This window comes from Spiroplasma culicicola AES-1 (genome assembly GCF_000565175.1).
GTDB lineage: Bacteria > Bacillota_I > Bacilli_A > Mycoplasmatales > Mycoplasmataceae > Spiroplasma_A > Spiroplasma_A culicicola.
Genome location: NZ_CP006681.1, coordinates 25,493 through 40,403 on the forward strand (window position 1 = coordinate 25,493; position 14,911 = coordinate 40,403).

A 14,911-nucleotide genomic window follows, 5' to 3' on the forward strand; every position below is an offset into this window, starting at 1 on the left:
ATAATATGTTTGGTGATAATAATGAAAGTTATACTGTTACAAGATGTAAAAAATTATGGGAAAAAAGATCAAATAGTAGAAGTATCTGATGGATATGCAAAAAACTATTTGATTCCTAAAAAATTAGCAACTATTGCTTCACAAAATCAAGTAAGTCATTTAAATGTAAAATTAAAAAATGAAAAAATTGAAACTGAAAATAAAAAACATGAAGTTGAAAAGTTAAAAGAACAAATTGAAGTTTTAAACTTAAATTTTGCTTTAACTATTAAAGACAACAAACCATTTGGTTCAGTTTCATTAGTACAAATTTGTGACAGACTAAAAAAAGAACATAATATAATAATTGATAAAAGAAAATTTGAAAAACATGATAATTTAAATCAGATTGGTCTTTTCTATTTAAAGATTAAATTAGATTTTAAAATTGTAGCAACTTTAAAAGTAAATGTGGAAGGTAAAAAATAATGGAATTTAATTTAGATACAAATCAAGAATTAGTTTTAATTGACTCAGAAAAAGCAGTTTTGGCAGTTGCGATGCATTCTCCTAAAGCTAGTTTTGATATTTTAACTCAATTACAAGATGAAGATTTTTCACTTGAAAGTCACAGAGTAATTTTTGATGCTGTAAATCAACTAAGTCAAAATGGACAAGCGCCAACTGTTACAAAAGTAGCTGATTATTTGCAAGAAAAAAAACAATTAGATAAGGTTGGGGGAATTGAATATATTTCAGATATTTCAAGTTACTTTTATACTGATGAAGGTTTTGAAGATTATGTACAAATTGTATTTAAAAATTCAATTGGAAGACAACTTGATCGTATTTTAGTTCATATTAAACAATTACGTGAAAGTAAATCTCCAATTGAAGAAGTATTTTTTGTTGCACAACAAAAAATTTTAAATATTAGAACAGAAATTAAAAAAGATGATGCAGTTCCTGTAAAGAGTACTGTTGTTGAAGTTATTAAAAAAATTGAGGATTTAGAAAAAAATGGAGGAGTTGTAACAGGAGTTCCTTCAGGTTTTACAGATATTGATCAAATTACAAATGGATGACAAAAAGGTGATTTTATTATTTTAGCTGCTAGACCCTCAATGGGAAAAACCGCTTTTGCTTTAAACTTAGCAGTTAATGCAGCAGAAAGAAAAAAAGGAGTAGCTTTCTTTTCTTTAGAGATGCCCAAAGAACAATTAGTTCAACGTATTTTATCTTCAGTTTCAGGAATTGATTCAGGAGCATTAAGAAATGCTCAAGGATTGACAACAGAAAAATGAACCAGAATTACATCTGGAGGAGAGCAAATTAAACAAATGAATATTGTTATTGATGATTCTCCAGGAATTACAGTCTTACAATTACAATCAAAACTAAGAAAAATGAAACGTGATTTTGATATTGAAGTATGTTTTATTGACTACTTACAATTAATTTCTGCAATGCAAGGTCGATTTGAAAGTCGTCAAAATGAAGTTGCAGCAATTTCAAGACAATTGAAAAAAATTGCTCGTGAATTGAACATTCCAATTATTTGTCTTTCACAGTTATCTCGTAGTGTTGAAAAAAGAGAAGAAAAAACACCTTTGATGTCAGATTTACGTGATTCAGGAGCGATTGAACAAGATGCCGATATTATTATGTTCCTATATAGAGATGCATATTATAAAGCAAAAGAATATAATATGGGTGATGATAACCCCACTGATGAAACTGATGTTATTATTTCAAAACACCGTAACGGAGCAACTGGAGTTGTAAAAGTTAACTTCATGAGAAATTATGGTAAGTTTGTTGATCAGTCAAAAAATTCATAATAAATTAATTTAAAAAATAAGGTAGAATATTAGATAGATATTACAAAGAGGTCGAAACAAAATGAAAAGATTATTAGCAGGTTTAGCAGCAGTTACTTTAACTACTTCATCAGTTGCAAGTGTTGTTGCTTGTCAAACAAAAGCAATTCCATTAGAAATTAAAATTGATGGATTCAAATATTGAGATAAAGAAACTGGACAATTAGTTAATGAATCGAATGAAAATACAGAGGCTGCTACTTCAATATATGATAATGCCTTTACAGGAAAAATTGCAAGTGTTGGCTATCAGTTACTTAATGCAATTACTTTTAGTGATTTAAAATATGCAGATCAAAGTAAACTAGCAGAAGCCAAAGAGACTATTGGTGAAGCTGGACTTAAATTATCATTAGATAATTTAAAAGACATTGAAACTGCAGAAGGAGATTTAGAAGAATTTTTAGCATCTTATACTGCACCAAGAAATACTAATTTTACAGCAATTGATTTTAAAACAAAATCAAATAACACATTTAATATTGGAGACACACCAGTATTTTTAGTCGATAGAACTTATAAAGAAAATAAACTTGTTGAAGATAAAATAGTTGATGGATTTGATTATGAATCACCAGAGGGAGGAGATTGGTTTTCAAAATTAGAAGATCAAAATTCCGAATTAGTAACTCCTTTAAATAATTTAAAAACTGGAAGTAAAGTATCTGAATGAAAGGATGCATTAGGATTAACAGAAGAAGAATTTAAAGAAAAATTAGAAAAAACAAATTCTGGAGATGACAAATTAACTGATGCAGAAACAACACAAGCAAAATCATTTTTTACAAAAATGAAAGATGTATCTGAAAAAGAAGTTAAATTAATGGGAAGTTTTAGTATTCCAACAACAATTAATAAAACTATTGTGCCTGCTGATGAAGAAGGACAAAAAAATGCTGATGAAATCTCAAATGAATGATCTCTTTATTCATCAACAACAGGTGAAGGTGAAGATAATGGTATTAAAATAAATACTGCAAATACATTTGTTTATAATAAAGGTGGCAGCTTTGCAGATCTTGAATTAACATTTACAGATGAAGAAAAAGAATTTTCTATTACTTATTCTGGATTAAATAATATCGTTTTAAGCTATGCACTTAATGGTTTTGCTTTAAAAACTGGAAGTGGAAAAGAAGAAAGAACAGATAAATATGTTTATTGATATGAACCATATACATATTCATTTGATGCGCAAAAAAGTGCAGCAGGAAATAAAGATATTTTTAATGAATTAGCAGGATTTGATCCAACAACTAATATTACAATTTCCAAAAAATAAAGAGCAATAAAAGTGGGTAAAATATGAGATAATATATAATGAGAATCGAGGGCTAACGATGAATTGTTACATACGTCTGAATAATGGCAATTACGAAGTTGTTGATGGAAACACCAACAAAACTATAGCAACTTTTGTGAGTGAATTTGATGCTCACAAATTTTTGCAGTCTTATTTAAATAGTGTGTATGGAGCACAGCCACCAATTCAACCACAGCAATTTGTACCAATGCCAATGTATTCAGTTCCAATGGTTTCATATGGTATGCCAATGATGATGCCACAATCTGGATATGCACCTCAACAAGCATATGGTCAACCAGGTATGCCAACAAATTATGGTCAACCAAATAATGGAATGATGATGCAACAAGGCAATAATATGGCACAACAACCACAACAAAATAATGGTTATCCAATTGCTGGAATGGGAAATGGTCAATTTAACAATAGTTCAGCGGGATATCAACAATATCCACAAGACGATTCTAATAATGGACACAAAAAACAGGGTGTAGATATTTTTGATGATACTACTTTAACTTTTGACATGAGTGCATTTGATGAAGATAAAATTGGGGCAATTATTCAAGATAATTCTTTGATGATAAATAATACAGATGATGATAGCTTAGGTGAAGTTTCTCTTTATAGTAAAAAAGACAAACTACAAGGAGAAAAGAAATCAAAAAAAATAGAGGACGAAACTCTCGTTAATGTAAGTTTTAGAAAAGAAGACGACCTTTACAACATTGACAGGTTACAATTGAAAAAGGCAGAGGCTCAAATGGATGTTATTGATGATTATGATCTAGATAACATGAGTTCGATTGTAGTGAGTGAAAGTCCTAATGAAGATGTTTGAGCACAAAACATAAAACAAACTAGTGACGTTAACAAACATAACAAACAAAATTCACATTTTGAAAAAGAAAAAAATAGTAATTCTGCTTTAGATATAAATTCTAAAGTTCAACCTTTAAATGAAAATGTTAAAGTTGAAACAAATGAATCTCAGAACAGATATAATGAAGAACCAAATAATGCATCAATTACTTCATTATATGAAAAAAACTTAATTCCTGATGATATCGTTGTTCCTAAAAAAGATGATAATTTAATTGACTTGGGACCAGTTGAAGAGGATGACGAAGTTTTTTCAACTCCAAGAAGAGATGCAGAACAAGATGATTTTGAGAACTTTTCTTTATCAAAAGGTGATAAAAAAGCATTAAAAAAACGCAAAAAGGCTGAAGAAGCAAGCAGAAAGAAATATAGTAAGCTATTGAAATAATATGAATGCAATTTTTAAGGGCATATACCCAGAATGAATTAAATTATTTGAAGAAAATAATATTTTAATTGATATTCAAAACACATTGGATAAAATAACAGATTTTAATAATGTTTTTCCTCCTAAAGAAAACATCTTTAGGATTTTTACTTTAATTAAACCAGAAGATGTTAAAATAGTTATTATTGGTCAAGACCCATATCACACTAAAGGAAGTGCAAATGGAATTGCTTTTAGTGTTTCAAATAATGTAAAAACTCCTCCAAGTTTAAAAAATATATTTAAGGAATTAAAAAATGATCTAAATATTGATCATTTTGATAATAATGATTTATCACAATGAGTTAAACAAGGAGTATTGCTAATAAATACAATCTTTACAGTCAAAGAATCTCAACCAGGTTCTCATAAAAATATTGGATGAGAACAAATTGTTGTTAAAATTCTAAATTGCATAAATAAAATAAACACTAATATTATTTATTGTTTGTGGGGAAATTATGCAAAAAACTTATATAATAATCTTGATACAAAAAGTGAATATTGCATTATTTCAATGCATCCTTCACCTTTTAGTTACAAAAATGGATTTGAAAATTCAAAACCTTTTTCCAAGATTAATGGTATTCTTAATGAAATGAGAATTAGGACTATTGATTGACAAAAGTAGAGGAGTATTAACATGCAAACAATTGCAGAATATTTATTAAATGGCAATAATTTAGCCTATATTGCTTCAGGGGCAATGGGAATATTAATTGTTGCATATATAATTTATAATTCTCTTTCTTTTTTAATTTTAAAAGAACGTTATCATGGAATTAGATTTACAACTAAAAACATTGCCTATATTACAATGTTTACAGCAGTTTCAGTTAGTGTGACTGTTGTTATTTCATTAACTGTTCCAATTACAGTCTTTCCCCCAATTAGAATTGCTTTTGAGGGGGTTATGGTAAAAATTACTGGATTTATTTTTGGTCCAATCGTTGGAGTAATTGTTGGTTTAATTACAGAAATTTTGGTTATGATTTTTGTGCCTTCATTTATTCATCCAGCATTTATTATTGTAATTATATGTTATGGTTTTGTTGCTGGAATTGGTTCAAGTTTCTTAAGAGTTGGAAAAGGAAATAATTGAGTTATTATTGCTTTAATCAATATCTTTTTAATTGGTTTTGCATTGGTAATGGTATTTTTAATTGATTCATTACCAGAATTAAATGCAAAAGGTGAACCATATGATATTGGTGGATTTAGTCCAACAGTTTTTAAATGAATTTTTCTTGCTTCAATTTTCTTATGTATTTTTGTTGTATGAGCTTTAACGATCTTTATGGCTGCAAAAGGTCATAAAAAAACACTAAATATTTTATTGCCAATTATTTTATTTGCAACAGCATCTGAATATTTAGTAACTTCAATTATTTCTGCTTGGGGAGATTATGGATTCTTAGGTTTAGAACAAGATGCTGACTTAAATGGATATTTTATAATGTTATTAAGTAGGCTAATTCAAGCACCACTAAAAATATTATTTAATTCTACGGTTTTATATTATACATATAAAGCTGTTTCGCCACTAATCAAAAGAGATAGATAGGTAAAGGGTTAAGTTTATGAAAATATATGATTCATTATCAACTGAATATAAAGAAATTGATGTTCCTAAAGTATGTATTTACAATTGTGGTCCAACAGTATACAACTATATTCATATTGGCAATGCAAGACCATTGATTCTAAGTGACCTAGTAATAAGATTTTTAGAATATAGAAATATAAAATATAAATATTTATTAAATATTACAGATATTGATGACAAAATTATTGATCGTGCAGAAATTGAAAAGATTGAAGAAGAAGAATTAACAAAATTCTATACTAAAGCTTTTCTTGACGATTTAGATGGTTTAAATATTAATAGACCAACTGCAATTATTCCAATATCTGAAAGAATAAATGAAATTATTGATTTTATTGATGCTTTAATTAATGATGAATTTGCTTATGAAGTTGATGGAAATGTTTATTTTGATGTAAATAAAATGGAAAACAAATATGGTAATCTTTCAAAACAGAAACTAGAAGAGTTAGAAGTTGGAAATAGAGTTGAAGAGGATTTAAACAAAAGAAATCCTTTTGATTTTGTTTTATGAAAAAAAACAGAAAAAGGAAAAAAATGATTATCAAAATGAAGTCTAGGAAGACCTGGATGGCATACTGAATGTGCTTTACTAATTGATTCATTCTTTAAATATCCAATTGATATTCACGTTGGGGGAATTGATTTAAAATTTCCTCACCATGAAAACGAAAGAATTCAATACTTAGCAAAAAATTCACGTGAGATCACTAATGTGTGAATGCACAATGGTCACCTTTCAATTGATAATGTAAAAATGTCTAAATCTTTAAATAATACAATTCTTGTTAAGGACTTTATTGAAGAGTATGGAAACAATACCTTAAGGTATATGTTTTTAAATACTAATTACAAACAACCATTAAATATAACAAAAGATTTAATTGAACATTCACAAGAGTGATGTCAAAAAATCCAAAATATTTTAAAACAAGTAAACTGAATGCAACGTGTTGGAGATATTAGTTTTAATAATCAAACACCAATTGATGATGATTTTAATTCATACAAATACATGACAAAATTTAGAACTTATTTTAAAGATGATTTAAATACACCGATGATTATTACTTTAATTGATGAGATGTCAAAAAACTTAAATAAACAAATTAGGTCAAAAGTTGTTGATTTAACTTATGAAAAACTAATCAAAATTTTAAGAGTATTGGGATTTAAATTTGAAATTAAAGATATTGATAATAAAACAGTTAAAAAAATAACTGAGTGAAAAAAACTAGTGGCTGAAAAAAACTTTGAAAAAGCTGATAAATTAAGAGATGAATTGAAAAAGGAAAATATAATCTAATGAAAAAAAATATAATTTATGGAAAGAACCCAGTTCAAAATACAATTTTACATTTTAGTCATGAGATTAAAGAAATATATATCCAAAAAGGATTTGCTTTTGATAATGAAGTTTTTAACGTAATTAAAAATAATAACATCAAGTGAACTTCACTTGAAAAACAAGAATTTAATAATTTAATTCAAGAAAAAATAAACCATCAAGGGATATTTGCAGAAATTAAAGATTATAAATATAGTGATTTAAAAGATATTATAAGCAAAAATGAAACTAAAAGCACAATTTTAGTATTAGATAGAATTCAAGATCCAAATAACTTTGGTGCAATTATTCGAACAGCTACTTTATTTGGAGTTAATGGAATAATTATTCTTGATCACAATCAAGTTGAAGTTACTCCTGCAGTTATTAAAGCATCAGCAGGAACTATCTATAATATTGCAATTGTCAAGGTTTCTAATTTAAGTAATGCTTTAAATACTTTAAAAAGTTATGGTTATTGAACATATTGTTCAAACATTTCTGATGAATCACAAGATATAACAAAAATAGCTTTTGATAATAAAAGCGCAATAATATTAGGAAATGAAGGAGAAGGTGTTATGAAAAAACTTATTTCACAATCTGACTTCAACTTTATTATTCCAACCAATAATACAATTGATTCTTTAAATGTTTCGGTTGCAACAGGAATTATCTTATTTGCTCGAAGTTTAAATGAGTAATAGATTAAACGATATTATTTATCATGTTGTTCACAATGAATTTCCTGAATTAGGAGATGAACAATATCTTATGGTTATAAATTCAATTAGATCGGAAATATTTAGATATATTTTTGCTAATGGTGATCTAAATATTGAACCAGAGGAATTATTAACAACAACATATTTGGCTTTAAAAGAAGTTAAAGCTAAATTTAATAATATGAGGGGTACTAAATTAACCTCCTATATCATTTATATTGTAAAAAGAAGACTTGCAGATTTTGTAAGAACTTTTCGTCGAAAGGAAAAGTTAGAATATATAGCAAAAATTTGTGGTTATAAAGATAGTAGCGAACAACAATTGAATCCATTTGAATTAATGGCAGATTTTCATGTAAGTCGCAATTACCAATCATTTGAAATGATGAAAAATATTTTAGATTCAATTGTTATTTATATACAACAATTGGATAATCCAATTGAAAAAGAAGCACTGAAATATGTTTGTGCTGGAGAAAGTAAAACTTTTGTTTGTTGCACATTAAATATAACAAGAAGACAACTTGAGAGATACATTAATCATTTAAAAAATTACTTAATTAGTTTAATAAATGGGTCAAGTAATATATAATTATGTGGTAAGAAAAGAGTTGTTTTATTATGTCGCAAAGTAAGAAAAAAATTATTTTGGTTTGTGAAGATTGTTTATCTAGAAATTACAGTATTCAAAAAAGTACGCTTTCTCAAAGAGAAAGATTAGTTATTAAGAAATTTTGTAGAACTTGTAATGCTCACACAACCCATAAGGAGACACGATAGTAATGGATAACAAAGCTGAAAAAAAAGCTAAAGAGAAATTAGATAAAATTGCCCAAAAGCAAGCTTTAAAAGAACAAAAGAAACTTGAAAAAGATAGCAAGAAAAAACAAATTGAAGAGCTTTATAAACAACTTGATGGAGACAAAGGTCTTACAAAAGAAGAAAAAATAAAAAAAGCTAAAGAAAAGAAAATTAAAAAGGAAAAAGAAAAAATTAACTATAAATTAGCAATTAAAGAAATGCCTGTTAAAATGCTAAAAGAAGTTAATAAAATTAAATGATCTGATCGTAAAAATTTAGGTCAAAAATTTACATGAGTTATTGTTTTCCTATTAATATTTGGTATATTCTTTTATGCAGTTGATTTAGGTCTACAATATTTATTTGATTTACTAAAAATTGTAGATCTAACAGGTTAGGAGGAAATAAAAATGGAAGATAATTTAATGCAATTAGAAGATGAACTAAGTTCATACAAAGGACAATGATTTGTAATCAATTGTAATAGTGGACACGAAGAAAGAGTTAGAGGAGACTTATTACAAAAAGTTGAAACTTCTTCTTTAGAAGATCGTATTTTTGATATAAGAATTTCAAAAGCTCCAGTTGTTGGAAAAAACAATAAGATTACAGATAAAAATAAATATCCTGGTTATATTTTTATTAATATGTTAATGACAGATGAAACATGATTTATTGTTAGAAATACTCCTGGAGTTACAGGATTTATTGGATCATCTGGAAAAGGTGCAAAACCTTTCCCATTAACAATTGAAGAAGTTTCAAGAATGCTTGCACCAACTGTTGATGAAAGTACAAAGAAATCAAAATCAGGACAAGGACAACAACAAAAAAAAGAAAAAGTACTATATACTGCAGATTACAAATTAAAAGATGTAGTGCTTGTAAAAGATGGTCCATTTGCACAAGTTGAAGGACAAGTTATGGATATGGATTATGAAAAAGGAATTGCTGTTGTAAACATTGAATTATTTGGACGTATTACTCCAACTGAATTTGAATTTTCAAACTTAGAATTAGCTTATAAACTATAATTTTAAATAACTTTGTAAATCAAAGTTATTTTTTTTATGTATTATCAATAAAGAAGGAGAAAGCATAGATGAAAACAGTAAAAATTAAAATTATTTTAAATGATGGAAGAATAATGAATGCAGATTTATTTCCAGAATATGCCCCAATTAGTGTTGAAAACTTTATTAATTTAATAAAAAATAAATATTTTGATGGATTAATTTTTCACAGAGTTATAAAAGGATTTATGATTCAAGGTGGAGGAATGAATTTAGAAATGCAAGAAAAAAGTGGATTGACTCCAATTAAAGGTGAATTTTCAATTAATGGATGAAATAAAAATGCTACAACTTTAAAACATGAACCAGGTGTTCTATCAATGGCAAGAACTAATGTAATGGATAGTGCAACAAGTCAATTTTTTATTGTAACTGGTGATGCAAAATTCTTAGATGGACAATATGCTTCATTTGGAAAACTTGCAGATCAAGAAAGCTTAAATGTGGCTTTAGAAATTGAAAATGTTCCAACAACTAACAAGGGATATCATGATGATGTTCCAGTGGAGCCAATTATTATTAAAACTATTGAATTGGTTTAATAATTTTTTCCAAAAATTTATAAAAAAAGTGGAAATTATTAAATTATAAGTTATAATAATTATGGGTATAAAGCCCACATAATAATGTCTTAAAAGTAATGAATTTTTCAAAAGGATGTTGGATCCTCAAGAGGACGATACGACTAATAATTTTATAATGAGTGATGAATAATTAACTAACCTTAGGGTTAGTTTTTTTATCTTTAAATTAAAAAATGTGATATTATTATTTATGGCAGATTTTAATTGTGGAAGTAAAGACGAGAATTCGTTTATTACGTTAGGACCACAGCGAAAACAGGAGGTGTTGTTCGTGGCAAAGAAAATCACACGTATAGCTAAATTAGAATTTATGGCAATGCAAGCAAAACCAGGAGCAGAGCTAGCTTCATTGGGAATTAATATGCCTCAATTCACACAACAATTTAATGACGCCACTAAAGACAGAGCAGGAGAAGTAGTACCTGTTGTTATTACAGCATATGATGACAAATCATTTGACTTTGTATTAAAAACTACACCAGCTGCATTTATGTTAAAAAAAGCAGCAGGAATACAAAAAGGTTCAAAAACTTCGGGTAAAGAAGTTGTTGCAACTATTAGTGCTGAAGAAATTAAAAAAATCGCAGAATACAAAATGGTTGATTTAAATGCAAATACAATTGAAGCAGCAATGAGAATAATTGAAGGAACAGCTAGAAATATGGGTATTAAAGTAACAGGAATGCCTGAAAAAGAAGGTAAATAGTTATGGCAAAAGTAAGTAAAAAATTACAAGCAGTTAATGCTAAAGTTGACAAAACTAAATTATACCCAATTGCAGAAGCAATCAAATTAGCTAAAGAAACTTCAATTACAAAATTCGACTCAACTGTTGAAATTGCATTTAATTTAAATGTTGATCCAAGACATGCCGATCAACAAATCAGAGGAGCACTAGTATTACCTGGAGGAACAGGAAAAAGTCAAAAAGTTTTAGTGTTAACAAAAACTAAAGCAAAAGAAGCGCAAGAAGCTGGAGCAGATTTTGTTGGAGCAGAAGATTTAATTCAAAAAATCCAAAAAGAAAACTGATTTGAATATGACGTAATTGTTGCTACACCAGAAATGATGGCAGAATTAGGAAAAATTGGTAAAATCTTAGGACCAAAAGGATTAATGCCTAACCCAAAAACTGGAACAGTTACTCCAGATGTTAAAAAAGCTTTAGACGAAATTAAAAAAGGTAAAGTTGAATATAGAACTGATAAAGAAGGAAACATCCATTCAATTTTAGGAAAAGTTTCATTTACAGAAGACAACTTACTAAAAAACTACTCAGCTATTTTAGAAGTAATTAAAAAAGCTAAACCAGCTGCAGTTAAAGGAACTTATATTAAAAATATTTCAGTAACTACTACAATGGGTCCTGGAATTAAAGTTTTAATTGAAAATTAATAAAAATAACCGCAAGGTTATTTTTTTATTTAATTGATATAATTATGGTGTTAAGGAAGGATATTAATAATATGAAGTGATGATTTTCAGACTATGATGGAACTATTAATTTGCAACACAATGATTATATTGATCCAAGAGACATGGAATTTATTAACAAATGAATTGAGGAAGGAAATTCATTTGCAATTGCAACAGGAAGAATGCATCATGAAATTGAACGTGTATTGGATAAAGTAAAAATACCTTATAATTACATGATTTGTAATAATGGAGCAATTGTTTTTGAAAAAGGAAATGGAATAATTGCAAATACAATTATTCCATTTGAAGAAAGAGAAGAAATAGTTAAAATTTTTAATGAATTAAAAGATAGACACATTCTTGCATATTGTCTTTTAGATCAAAGAATGGATTATTCAAGAGTAGCTGTTAAAGAGGTTGATGAAAGTGAATTTTTAACAACTTATGCACCAAAAGCAAATAATTATGATGAAGGAAATCACGATATTTTGACTTCAACTGATTTAAATTTATTATATGTTTATTTGAATCAAGCAGAAATTGAAAATGTTCAAAATATCTTTAATAGTCGTTTAAAATCTTGTAAAGCTGTAAGAACTCATAAAAATGTCATTGAAATTATGCATAAAGATGTTTCAAAAGCTCATGGTATTTTAAAAATTAAAGAAATTAAAGGTTTTTCTTTAGATGATGTTTATACTTCAGGAGATGGTGAAAATGATATTGAAATGTTAGATTTAACAAAAAATTCATTTACAATGAGAGAACATCAACCAAAAGTTAAGGGGCATGCAAAACACGTGATTGATAATGTGTTTGAAATTGGAAAATACTTATAAAGTATTTTTTTTTTTTTTTTCTTGACTTCAAGTAACTTGAAGTCAATATACTAAATTATGTAGGGTAAAGAACCTACTCAAAAGATAGGAATTTGGATTATATATGAAGTGATGATTTTCAGACTATGATGGAACAATTCAATTACATAATGAGCCCAAAATTAAGAATGAAGATATGGACTTTATTAATAAATGAATTGGCGCAGATAATAAATTAATTATTACAACAGGGAGAAATAAATTTGAAGCATTAGAAAAAATTCAAGAATATAAACTTGATTATGAGTATTTAATTACAAATAATGGAGCTATGGTACATGATAAAAATAATAAAACACTAATGCATTCAACAATTAGTTTAGATATTCGCAAAAAATTGGTTGAGAAATTAGATATTATGGTTGGAAGATGTGGAATTGCTTTTACATCTAATAATGATAAAAAAATTTTATGTGGTTTTGATAAACCTAAAAAAAATGAAACAGAACCAGTTCTAGAATATTGATTTAATCAAGAAAATGTTTATGAACAATATCGCAATCAATTATTAACTGATAAAAATGTTAATAATATAGCATTTTATTGTTATATTGAAGATATAAATTTTATTAAAGAACTTTTTAAAGATATTAAAAGTATTAAAATTTTGCAAACATTTACCTTTGTAGTTGAAATAATGGATGAACATGTTTCTAAAAAGGCAGGAATTGAATTTATTCAAAAGATCCACAATTTTAATGATAGTGATATTTATACTTCAGGAGATGGCGAAAATGATATTGAAATGTTAGAAGGATATCAAAATTCATTTGCTATTAACAGTGGTTTAGAAATAGTTAAACAAAAAGCAAATTACATTATTGATTCAGTTAAAGATATTGAAAAATATTTATAGCTTAAAAATTAAAATATGATATTATATATATGCTATTCGTACCGAAGAAAGTAACTGGGAATTATCCCTTAATTTGTTACCGAGGAATGAAATTACATAGATAGGCTATTATTTAAATAATAGTATTTAGTGTATTTTTAATTAACCTCGGAAATAATATTTTCGAGGTTTTATTTTGATCTTAATTGAATAGTAAAAAAGGAGGGCGTTAGAAGTGTCAGTTTCAAGACCAGCTCACAATCAAAAAGGTGAAGTAGTTAAAGATATCGTTGATAGAATTAAAAACTGTAAAGGTTTAGCTATCGCTGAATATAAAAACCTTTCTGTTACTCAAATGACAGAATTAAGAGACAAAGCTCGTGAACAAGGAATCTTTATTAAAGTTTATAAAGACTCATTAGTTAGAAGAGCCGTTGAAGAACTAAAAATCCAAGGATTAGATGCGTACTTAACACAACAAAATGTTTACATTTTCTCAGATGAAGAAGCATTATATCCACCAAAATTAGTAGCTGAATTTGCAAAAGCAAATCCAGATTTAAAACTAAAAGCAGGTATTTATGAAGGAAACGTTATGGATACAGCTGCAATCAATGAGATTGCATCTCTTCCATCAAAAGATGAACTATACTCAATGTTTGCTTCATCACTTATCTACCCATTACGTCAATTTATGTTGACAGTAAAAGAATTAGCAAAAACAAGATCAGAATAATTTAAGTAAAAGTGTACTAATAGCAAAACAATAATTAGAATAGAAAATTTTAAAGGAGAAAAAAATCATGGCAATTACAAAAGATGATATTATCAAAGCATTAGAAGAAATGAAATTAACAGAATTAAACGATTTAGTTAAAGCAATCGAAGATCACTTCGGTGTTGTTGCTGCTGCAGCTGTTGCTGCACCAGCTGCTGGAGGAGCTGCAGCTGCTCCAACTGAAGTTAACGTTATGTTAACAAACCCAGGTGGAAACAAAGTTTCAGTTATTAAAATCGTTAAAGAAATTACAGGATTAGGATTAATGGATGCTAAAAAATTAGTTGATGGAGAATTACCTGTAGCTATTAAAGAAAATGTAAAAGTTGAAGAAGCAGAAGAAATTAAAAAACAATTAATGGAAGCTGGAGCTTCAGTTGATTTAAAATAATAAATTATTAAAATAAAAAA

The 14,911-nt window shown here is 27.3% G+C and carries 19 protein-coding genes and 1 other annotated feature; all 19 genes read left to right on the forward strand.

The window, feature by feature from the left end; genetic code table 4:
• The first annotated feature begins 21 nt into the window (after window positions 1–21).
• Window positions 22–468, forward strand: a complete 447-nt coding sequence (gene rplI, locus SCULI_RS00125; RefSeq protein WP_025362615.1) for a 50S ribosomal protein L9 — start codon at window positions 22–24, stop codon at window positions 466–468.
• On the forward strand, window positions 468–1,820 hold the full coding sequence (gene dnaB / locus SCULI_RS00130) for a replicative DNA helicase (RefSeq protein ID WP_025362616.1): 1,353 nt from the start codon (window positions 468–470) through the stop codon (window positions 1,818–1,820). Before rplI ends, dnaB begins: the two co-directional genes overlap by 1 nt.
• A 61-nt stretch (window positions 1,821–1,881) precedes the next feature.
• Window positions 1,882–3,141 carry a lipoprotein gene (locus SCULI_RS00135; RefSeq protein ID WP_025362617.1) on the forward strand — a complete coding sequence of 420 codons (1,260 nt, stop codon included), beginning with the start codon at window positions 1,882–1,884 and terminating at the stop codon, window positions 3,139–3,141.
• A gap of 58 nt (window positions 3,142–3,199) precedes the next feature.
• On the forward strand, window positions 3,200–4,435 hold the full coding sequence (locus SCULI_RS00140) for a hypothetical protein (RefSeq protein WP_025362618.1): 1,236 nt from the start codon (window positions 3,200–3,202) through the stop codon (window positions 4,433–4,435).
• Window position 4,436: 1 nt separating this feature from the next.
• The gene (locus tag SCULI_RS00145; protein WP_025362619.1) at window positions 4,437–5,105 is read left to right on the forward strand and encodes a uracil-DNA glycosylase; all 669 of its coding nucleotides are present in this window, start codon (window positions 4,437–4,439) and stop codon (window positions 5,103–5,105) included.
• A gap of 12 nt (window positions 5,106–5,117) precedes the next feature.
• Window positions 5,118–6,038: a hypothetical protein gene (locus SCULI_RS00150; protein WP_025362620.1), complete on the forward strand. Its 921-nt coding sequence runs from the start codon at window positions 5,118–5,120 to the stop codon at window positions 6,036–6,038.
• A 16-nt stretch (window positions 6,039–6,054) separates the two neighbouring features.
• Window positions 6,055–7,386, forward strand: coding sequence for a cysteine--tRNA ligase (cysS, locus tag SCULI_RS00155; RefSeq protein ID WP_025362621.1), 1,332 nt, complete (start codon window positions 6,055–6,057; stop codon window positions 7,384–7,386).
• Window positions 7,386–8,111 (forward strand): 23S rRNA (guanosine(2251)-2'-O)-methyltransferase RlmB, encoded by a 726-nt coding sequence (gene rlmB / locus SCULI_RS00160; protein WP_025362622.1) that lies wholly within the window; start codon window positions 7,386–7,388, stop codon window positions 8,109–8,111. The genes cysS and rlmB overlap by 1 nt, the downstream gene beginning before the upstream one ends.
• Window positions 8,104–8,724, forward strand: coding sequence for a hypothetical protein (locus tag SCULI_RS00165; protein ID WP_025362623.1), 621 nt, complete (start codon window positions 8,104–8,106; stop codon window positions 8,722–8,724). The genes rlmB and SCULI_RS00165 overlap by 8 nt, the downstream gene beginning before the upstream one ends.
• 29 nt (window positions 8,725–8,753) lie before the next feature.
• The gene (gene rpmG, locus SCULI_RS00170; RefSeq protein ID WP_038647960.1) at window positions 8,754–8,912 is read left to right on the forward strand and encodes a 50S ribosomal protein L33; all 159 of its coding nucleotides are present in this window, start codon (window positions 8,754–8,756) and stop codon (window positions 8,910–8,912) included.
• A 2-nt stretch (window positions 8,913–8,914) separates the two neighbouring features.
• Window positions 8,915–9,331, forward strand: coding sequence for a preprotein translocase subunit SecE (gene secE / locus SCULI_RS00175; RefSeq protein WP_053230313.1), 417 nt, complete (start codon window positions 8,915–8,917; stop codon window positions 9,329–9,331).
• Window positions 9,332–9,343: 12 nt separating this feature from the next.
• Window positions 9,344–9,967: a transcription termination/antitermination protein NusG gene (gene nusG, locus SCULI_RS00180; RefSeq protein ID WP_038647963.1), complete on the forward strand. Its 624-nt coding sequence runs from the start codon at window positions 9,344–9,346 to the stop codon at window positions 9,965–9,967.
• Between the two features lie 68 nt (window positions 9,968–10,035).
• Complete coding sequence (locus SCULI_RS00185) at window positions 10,036–10,548, forward strand: peptidylprolyl isomerase (RefSeq protein ID WP_025362624.1); 513 nt, start codon at window positions 10,036–10,038, stop codon at window positions 10,546–10,548.
• A 313-nt stretch (window positions 10,549–10,861) separates the two neighbouring features.
• Window positions 10,862–11,296 (forward strand): 50S ribosomal protein L11, encoded by a 435-nt coding sequence (gene rplK, locus SCULI_RS00190; RefSeq protein ID WP_025362625.1) that lies wholly within the window; start codon window positions 10,862–10,864, stop codon window positions 11,294–11,296.
• 2 nt (window positions 11,297–11,298) lie between these two features.
• Window positions 11,299–11,985 carry a 50S ribosomal protein L1 gene (gene rplA, locus SCULI_RS00195; RefSeq protein ID WP_025362626.1) on the forward strand — a complete coding sequence of 229 codons (687 nt, stop codon included), beginning with the start codon at window positions 11,299–11,301 and terminating at the stop codon, window positions 11,983–11,985.
• Window positions 11,986–12,056: 71 nt separating this feature from the next.
• Window positions 12,057–12,848, forward strand: coding sequence for a Cof-type HAD-IIB family hydrolase (locus SCULI_RS00200; RefSeq protein WP_025362627.1), 792 nt, complete (start codon window positions 12,057–12,059; stop codon window positions 12,846–12,848).
• 103 nt (window positions 12,849–12,951) lie between these two features.
• Window positions 12,952–13,743, forward strand: coding sequence for an HAD-IIB family hydrolase (locus tag SCULI_RS00205; RefSeq protein WP_025362628.1), 792 nt, complete (start codon window positions 12,952–12,954; stop codon window positions 13,741–13,743).
• Window positions 13,744–13,766: 23 nt separating this feature from the next.
• Window positions 13,767–13,926, forward strand: a sequence feature (ribosomal protein L10 leader region).
• A 31-nt stretch (window positions 13,927–13,957) separates the two neighbouring features.
• Window positions 13,958–14,458 carry a 50S ribosomal protein L10 gene (gene rplJ, locus SCULI_RS00210; protein WP_025362629.1) on the forward strand — a complete coding sequence of 167 codons (501 nt, stop codon included), beginning with the start codon at window positions 13,958–13,960 and terminating at the stop codon, window positions 14,456–14,458.
• Between the two features lie 67 nt (window positions 14,459–14,525).
• Entirely contained in the window at window positions 14,526–14,891 is a 366-nt protein-coding gene (gene rplL / locus SCULI_RS00215) for a 50S ribosomal protein L7/L12 (protein WP_025362630.1), read from the forward strand.
• Window positions 14,892–14,911: the final 20 nt, after the last annotated feature.